This is a genomic window from Aeromonas sp. HMWF014 (assembly GCF_963878295.1).
Taxonomy (GTDB): Bacteria; Pseudomonadota; Gammaproteobacteria; order Enterobacterales; family Aeromonadaceae; genus Aeromonas; species Aeromonas popoffii.
The window spans coordinates 1-6,738 of record NZ_CAWNYS010000005.1 but is presented as its reverse complement, the minus strand read 5'-3'; the positions used below and the strand labels follow the sequence as shown (position 1 = coordinate 6,738).

Sequence of the window (6,738 nt, the reverse complement as noted above, 5' to 3'; positions counted from 1 at the left end):
CTGGTGGCGACGGTGCGCTGTGCCGAGCCCCACGAGGCGGTGGCCCGCCAGATCTTCACCCCCGATGGTCCACTCGCCTTCCTGCCCCTGTGGCAACCCGATCTCTGCTCCATCGTCTGGTCTGTGCCCGCCACGCGGGCCGAGGCGCTGTGTGCCTGCGATGACGAACAGTTCAACCGCCAGCTCCCCACCGCCTTCGATGGCCGGCTGGGGTTGTGCAAGGTGGAAGGGGCGCGCAGTGCCATCCCGCTCACCGCCCGCTATGCCCGCGATTTCGCTCGCGAGCGGTTGGTGCTGGTGGGGGATGCGGCTCACACCATACATCCGCTGGCGGGGCAGGGGGTCAACCTGGGCCTGCTGGATGCGGCAGCGCTGGCGGAGCAGATTGTGCACACTCATCGTGTCGGTGGGGATATAGGCCTGCTGGCCAATCTGCGCAGCTACGAGCGCTGGCGCAAGAGCGAGGCGGCCCGCATGCTGGCGGCGATGGAAGGACTCAAGCGGCTGTTCAGCGGGGCCAATCCCCTCAAGAAGCTGGTGCGCGGGGTGGGATTGTGTGCTTTCGACGCACTGGCGCCGCTCAAACAAGGGGTGATCCGGGCTGCCATGGGGCTCGATGGCGAACTGCCCATCCTGGCCAAGGGTGAAAAAATCTAATACTACTCAGGTTTTTTTACAACAAAACTAATCTGACGAGGCTGATGACCCATTTTGGGCATCAGCCTTTAATCTGGGTAGCGGGCGAAACGTTTTTCTGTAAATTGTGACGAAACGGTAAAAATCAAAATTTAATCTCGTGTGAGTCGCTTTTTTACTGTTTTTATCACTGTTTTTACCTTAGTGTCTGGGGTCTGTTTACTGGCAGTGGATTAGTTTTTTTTGAGCGGCCCGCTCGCCCGCTTGTCATATAATCCGCTGCGTTCAAGGAATCACTCTTGCCCTGCGGGGCTGGAACGAGCACAGACTCCGACCGTCTCTTCTCTTTTTCTGTTGCACAGACGATGGCATGTTCTGTTGGCTGTCAGGGGAGGGCGGATTGCGAGTGTTGTCGCGAACGCTTAAGGAAACACAGCGATGATCCAGACTACAGTATTGCATCCCAAGCACCTGGAAGCCGGCGCCAAAATGGTGGACTTCCACGGTTGGGAAATGCCCATCAACTACGGCTCCCAGCTGGAAGAGCACCACGCGGTGCGCACCGATGCCGGCATGTTCGACGTCTCCCACATGACCATAGTCGACTTGACTGGCGAGCGGGTCAAAGCCTTCCTGCAACACCTGCTGGCCAATGACGTGGCCAAACTCACAGTCTCCGGCAAGGCCCTTTACAGCGGCATGCTCAACCCCGATGGCGGCGTCATCGACGACCTCATTACCTACTATCTGACCGATACCTTCTATCGCCTGGTGGTGAACTCGGCTACCCGCGAGAAGGATCTGGCCTGGATCCGTCACCACGCCATCGATTTTGCCGTGAGCGTGACCGAACGTCCCGAACTCGCCATGATCGCGGTGCAGGGCCCCAACGCCAAGGCCAAGGCGGCCAAGGTGTTTACCCCTGAGCAGAACGCGGCAGTGGAAGGGATGAAACCCTTCTTCGGCGTGCAGGCAGGGGATCTCTTCATCGCCACCACGGGTTACACAGGCGAAGACGGTTACGAAATCGTGGTGCCGGGATCCCGGGCATGCGACCTGTGGCAGGCGCTGCTGGACAACGGCGTGGCCCCTTGCGGGCTGGGCGCGCGGGATACCCTGCGCCTCGAAGCCGGCATGAACCTCTACAGCCAGGACATGGACGAGAGTATCAGCCCACTCGCCGCCAACATGGCCTGGACGCTGGCCTTCGAGCCGGCCTCCCGCCAATTTATTGGTCGCGCCGTGCTGGAAGCACAGAAGGCGGCGGGCACCCAGCCCAAGCAGGTTGGTCTGGTGATGGAAGAGAAGGGGGTGCTGCGTGCCGGCATGCCGGTCACCTTCACCACCGCCAGCGGTGAGAAGCGGGAAGGTGTGATCACCTCAGGCTCGTTCTCGCCGACCCTGGGCTACAGCATCGCCCTTGCGCGGGTGCCCCGCGATATCGGTGAAGAGGCCCAGGTAGAGATCCGCAAGAAACTGGTCACTGTGAAGGTCACCAAGCCCGCTTTCGTGCGCAACGGCCAGAAGCTGGTGTAACAACCCCATTGCGGCGAAGGGGCAGCCCTTCGCCAGTACCCCTTGTACGCGGTCCAGGTACAAGTGATCCAAGTGAATAAGAAGGAAGCACAAATGAGCCATATCCCGAGCGAACTGAAATATGCCACCTCCCACGAGTGGATCCGTGTTGAAGCCAACGGCGAGGCCGTGGTCGGTATCACCGAGCACGCCCAGGATCTGCTGGGAGACATGGTGTTTATCGACCTGCCGGAAGTGGGCAAGCAAATTGGCGCCGGTGATGACTGCGCCGTGGCCGAGTCGGTCAAGGCCGCCTCTGACATCTACAGCCCGGTGAGCGGTGAGATAGTTGCCATCAACGAAGAGCTGGAAGGCAGCCCGGAGCTGGTCAACTCAGACCCCTACGGCGCTGGCTGGCTGTTCCGCGTCAAGCTGGACGATGCGGGCGAGCTCGCCAACCTGCTGGATGCGGAAGGCTACCAGAACGTGGTGGACGAAGAGTAATGCCCCCGGGCCCTGCCACACAGCAGGGCCCGTTTGTATGACCGCCAGCCGGGCACACGCCCTCTGGTAGAAGGGTGACGTCGCCCGCACCTGCCGTTTGCCAACCTGGCCTTGCCACGGGGCAAGCAGGCCGGTACGCAACAAGGCGATCCCCTGTCGATGCTGGTGCCGCACTCTGCCTGCGGGACCCAGAACATGAGTGGAGCTGGTATCTGCCGGCTATCAGGAACATCAGGTCTTGGTTATCAGGACTTAAAACCAGGAATAGGGAAATGACCCAGTCACTGTTTGAACTCGAGCAAAAAACCAATTTCATCCGTCGCCACATAGGCTCGGGTGAGGAAGAAGTGCGCGCCCTGTTGGCCATCGTTGGCGCAGAGAGCCTGGACGATCTGATTGAACAGACAGTCCCCGCCGCCATTCGCCGGCCGGGCCCGCTCGGTATCGGCGCCTCCATGACGGAAGTGGAGGCGCTGGCCAAGCTCAAGGGCTACGCCGCCCAGAACAAGATCGCCAAGAGCTACATCGGCATGGGCTATCACGACACCCATGTGCCCCACGTCATCCTGCGCAATGTGCTGGAGAACCCGGGCTGGTATACCGCCTACACCCCGTACCAGCCCGAGCTGGCCCAGGGGCGTCTCGAAGCCCTGCTCAACTTCCAGCAGCTGACGCTGGATCTCACCGGCATGGATCTCGCCAGCGCCTCCCTGCTGGATGAAGCGACCGCCGCCGCCGAAGCCATGGCGCTGGCCAAGCGCATGGCCAAGTCCAAATCCAACCTCTTCTTCGTGGCCGATGACGTGCACCCGCAGGTGATCGACGTGGTCAAGGAGCGCGCGGTTCACTTCGGTTTTGACGTGGCGGTCGGCGCCGCGAGCGATGCTGTGAACGAAGAGGTGTTTGGTGCCCTGTTCCAGTACCCCACCACTACCGGTGAGGTGAAAGATCTGCGGGCCCTGATTGCCGCGGTACAGGCCCAGAAAGGGCTGGCCTGCGTCAGCGCCGATATGCTCTCTCTGCTGCTGCTCAAATCCCCGGGCGAGCTGGGTGCCGACGTGGTGTTGGGCACCGCCCAGCGTTTCGGCGTGCCCATGGGTTACGGTGGCCCCCACGCCGCCTTCTTCGCCACCCGCGATGCTTACAAGCGCTCCATGCCGGGCCGCATCATCGGTGTCTCCAGGGATGCCCGTGGCAAGAGTGCCCTGCGCATGGCGATGCAGACCCGCGAGCAACATATCCGCCGCGAGAAGGCCAACTCCAACATCTGTACCGCGCAGGTGCTGTTGGCCAACATGGCGAGCTTCTACGCCGTTTATCACGGCCCGGTGGGGCTTAAAACCATCGCCTCCCGCGTTCACCGTCTCACCACCATTCTGGCGCTGGGTCTCAAAGCCAAGGGCGTGGCCCTCAAGCACGCCAGCTGGTTCGATACCCTCACAGTGCTGACGGCTGACAAGGCGGCGCTGATCGCCAAGGCCGAGGCACAGAACATCAACCTGCGCGCCGATCTCGACGGTGCCGTGGGGGTGTCGCTCTCTGAAACCACCACCCGCGCCGATGTGGCCGAGCTGTTTGATCTCTTCCTCGGTCAAGGCCACGGCCTGGACGTGGAGGTGCTCGACAAGGCGGCCCAGACCCATCACGGCATCCCGCAGGATCTGCTGCGCACCGATGCCGTGCTGACCCACGAGGTGTTCAACAAGTACCACTCCGAGACCGAGATGCTGCGCTACATCCACCGTCTCGAAGCCAAAGATCTGGCCCTCAACTACGCCATGATTTCGCTGGGTTCCTGCACCATGAAGCTCAACGCCACCGCCGAGATGATCCCGGTGACCTGGCCCGAGTTTGGCAAGCTGCACCCGTTTGCGCCGCTGGCCCAGGCCAAGGGTTACCAGCTGCTGCTGGCCGACCTCGAAGACTGGCTGGTGAAGGTGACCGGTTACGATGCGGTCTGCATGCAGCCGAACTCAGGCGCTCAGGGTGAGTACGCGGGCTTGCTCGCCATCAAGAAGTACCACGAGTCCCGTGGCGACGGTCATCGCGACATCTGCCTCATTCCGGCCTCTGCCCACGGCACCAACCCGGCCTCCGCCCAGATGGCGGGGCTGCGGGTCATCGTCACGGCCTGCGACAAGTTTGGCAACGTGGATCTCGACGACCTGCGCGCCAAGGCCGCTGAGGCGGGGGATCAGCTCTCCTGCCTGATGGTGACCTATCCCTCCACCCACGGGGTATATGAGGAGACCATCAAGGAGGTGTGCGACATCGTTCACCAGCACGGTGGTCAGGTCTACCTCGACGGCGCCAACATGAATGCCCAGGTGGGCCTCACTGCCCCGGGCTTTATCGGAGCGGACGTCTCTCACCTCAACCTGCACAAGACCTTCGCCATTCCCCATGGCGGCGGTGGCCCGGGCATGGGCCCCATCGGCGTGAAGAAACACTTGGCACCGTTTGTGGCCGGTCACTCTGTGGTCAAGACCAACAAGGAGAGCCGCAACAACGGCGCCGTGTCGGCGGCGCCGTTCGGCTCGGCCAGCATATTGCCCATCAGCTGGATGTATATCGCCATGCTGGGGGATGCAGGGCTGAAGAAATCCACTCAGGTGGCCATCCTCAACGCCAACTACCTGGCCAAGAAGCTGGGTGAGTCCTTCCCCGTGCTCTACTCCGGGCGCAACGGTCGGGTGGCTCACGAGTGCATCCTGGATATCCGCCCGCTCAAAGAGGCCTGTGGCATCAGCGAGATGGACGTGGCCAAGCGGCTGATGGACTATGGCTTCCATGCGCCGACCATGAGCTTCCCGGTGGCGGGTACCCTGATGGTCGAGCCGACGGAATCCGAATCCAAGCGCGAGCTGGATCGCTTCATCGAGGCGATGACCGCCATCCGTGCCGAGATTGCCAAGGTGCAGGATGGTCACTGGAGCCTGGCCGACAACCCGCTGGTCAACGCGCCCCATACCCAGGATGACGTGATGGACAGCGAGTGGAACCGGGGTTACAGCCGCGCCGAGGCGGTCTTCCCGACCGACGCCGTGCGGGCCAGCAAGCTGTGGCCGTCGGTGAACCGTATCGACGACGTCTACGGCGATCGCAACCTGTTCTGCGCCTGCATCCCCACCGAGGAGTACGCCAAGTAATCACGGTCCCTGACGGGCTGACAGCCAATAAACACAAGGCCACCCCAGCGGGTGGCCTTGTCGTTTGTGGCGCCCTCAAACGGCTTTCAGCCGCGACGCGCCGCCTCGATAGCTGCGATATCAATCTTGCCCATCTGCATCATGGCCTCGGGGCCGGCGATCGCCTCGGTCAGGGCATCTGGCAGGAGATGCCCCACTTGTCCTGACACCTGCCACACTCGCACCCCTGACCGCCGCTCTCAATGATGGCGTGCCAATAGTGATCCGTCTCGGCCTGGCTCTGGGTGGCAACCTGGAACGAGAAGGCCCTGCTTTGCCTGACCCCGGGGCTGCCATTGAGCCCGAGGCAGGGGATCCCCATCATCCTGAACTAGACCGTCAGCACATCCCCTCGCTTGCCGCCGGGGTAATAGGCCGGGGTGCGGTATACGGCGTTGACTGCGGAGCCGGGGAAGGGGCTGGTGTAAAACAGTGCCGCCTCCTCGGCATCCCCGTCATACCAGAGGCAAATCCTGTTCTTTGCGGCTGTCATCATCTGGTGGCCCCTGCACCCTGCGCCGCCAAGGTGGCGCTCTCTTCATCTCACCCCGTGGCGGGTCCGTGGTTACCGCACTGGCTGGCGAGTGGACCCGTATGTTGCCAATCTGGGAGTTGCATGATGTCGTCAAGTGTAGTGGCATAGTGATCCGGACTACCCGCTTTGGCGTGTTGAACGACAGCCATGGCAACGGGATGCGGGCAAATGGCGCCCGTCACTGACAAGAGAGGTGTGCGCGATGGACAGTACCCAGCGATTTTCGACCCGGGTCGAGGCTTATGTGAAGTACCGCCCCGGTTATCCGGCGGCCATGCTGGACTTTCTGGCCCAGCAGCTTGCCATGGGGCCCGAGGCCCACGTGGCCGACATAGGGGCGGGCACCGGCATCCTGACCAC

General features: G+C 62.2%; 5 protein-coding genes and 2 pseudogenes. 6 read left to right on the top strand and 1 reads right to left on the bottom strand.

Annotated elements, in window-relative coordinates; all coding sequences use genetic code 11:
• The 4 genes from AAC083_RS00085 to gcvP form a co-directional block, all read left to right on the top strand.
• Positions 1 to 657, top strand: a 657-nt coding sequence (locus tag AAC083_RS00085) for an FAD-dependent monooxygenase (protein ID WP_181364609.1), incomplete at its 5' end; no start/stop codon positions are given.
• 417 nt (positions 658 to 1,074) lie between these two features.
• The gene (gene gcvT / locus AAC083_RS00080) at positions 1,075 to 2,172 is read left to right on the top strand and encodes a glycine cleavage system aminomethyltransferase GcvT (RefSeq protein ID WP_108535607.1); all 1,098 of its coding nucleotides are present in this window, start codon (positions 1,075 to 1,077) and stop codon (positions 2,170 to 2,172) included.
• A gap of 93 nt (positions 2,173 to 2,265) precedes the next feature.
• Positions 2,266 to 2,655, top strand: a complete 390-nt coding sequence (gene gcvH, locus AAC083_RS00075; protein ID WP_108535606.1) for a glycine cleavage system protein GcvH — start codon at positions 2,266 to 2,268, stop codon at positions 2,653 to 2,655.
• A gap of 272 nt (positions 2,656 to 2,927) precedes the next feature.
• Complete coding sequence (gene gcvP / locus AAC083_RS00070) at positions 2,928 to 5,804, top strand: aminomethyl-transferring glycine dehydrogenase (protein WP_108535605.1); 2,877 nt, start codon at positions 2,928 to 2,930, stop codon at positions 5,802 to 5,804.
• Between the two features lie 169 nt (positions 5,805 to 5,973).
• On the opposite strand, the pseudogene AAC083_RS00065 reads toward gcvP, so the two are convergent.
• Positions 5,974 to 6,336 (bottom strand): annotated as a pseudogene (locus AAC083_RS00065) (VOC family protein).
• 68 nt (positions 6,337 to 6,404) lie between these two features.
• On the opposite strand from AAC083_RS00065, the gene AAC083_RS00060 reads away from it, so the two are divergent.
• Together AAC083_RS00060 and AAC083_RS00055 are read left to right on the top strand one after the other, a co-directional pair.
• Positions 6,405 to 6,563 carry a hypothetical protein gene (locus AAC083_RS00060; protein ID WP_181364608.1) on the top strand — a complete coding sequence of 53 codons (159 nt, stop codon included), beginning with the start codon at positions 6,405 to 6,407 and terminating at the stop codon, positions 6,561 to 6,563.
• Positions 6,564 to 6,580: 17 nt separating this feature from the next.
• Positions 6,581 to 6,738: pseudogene (locus AAC083_RS00055) on the top strand (class I SAM-dependent methyltransferase); the annotation flags it as partial.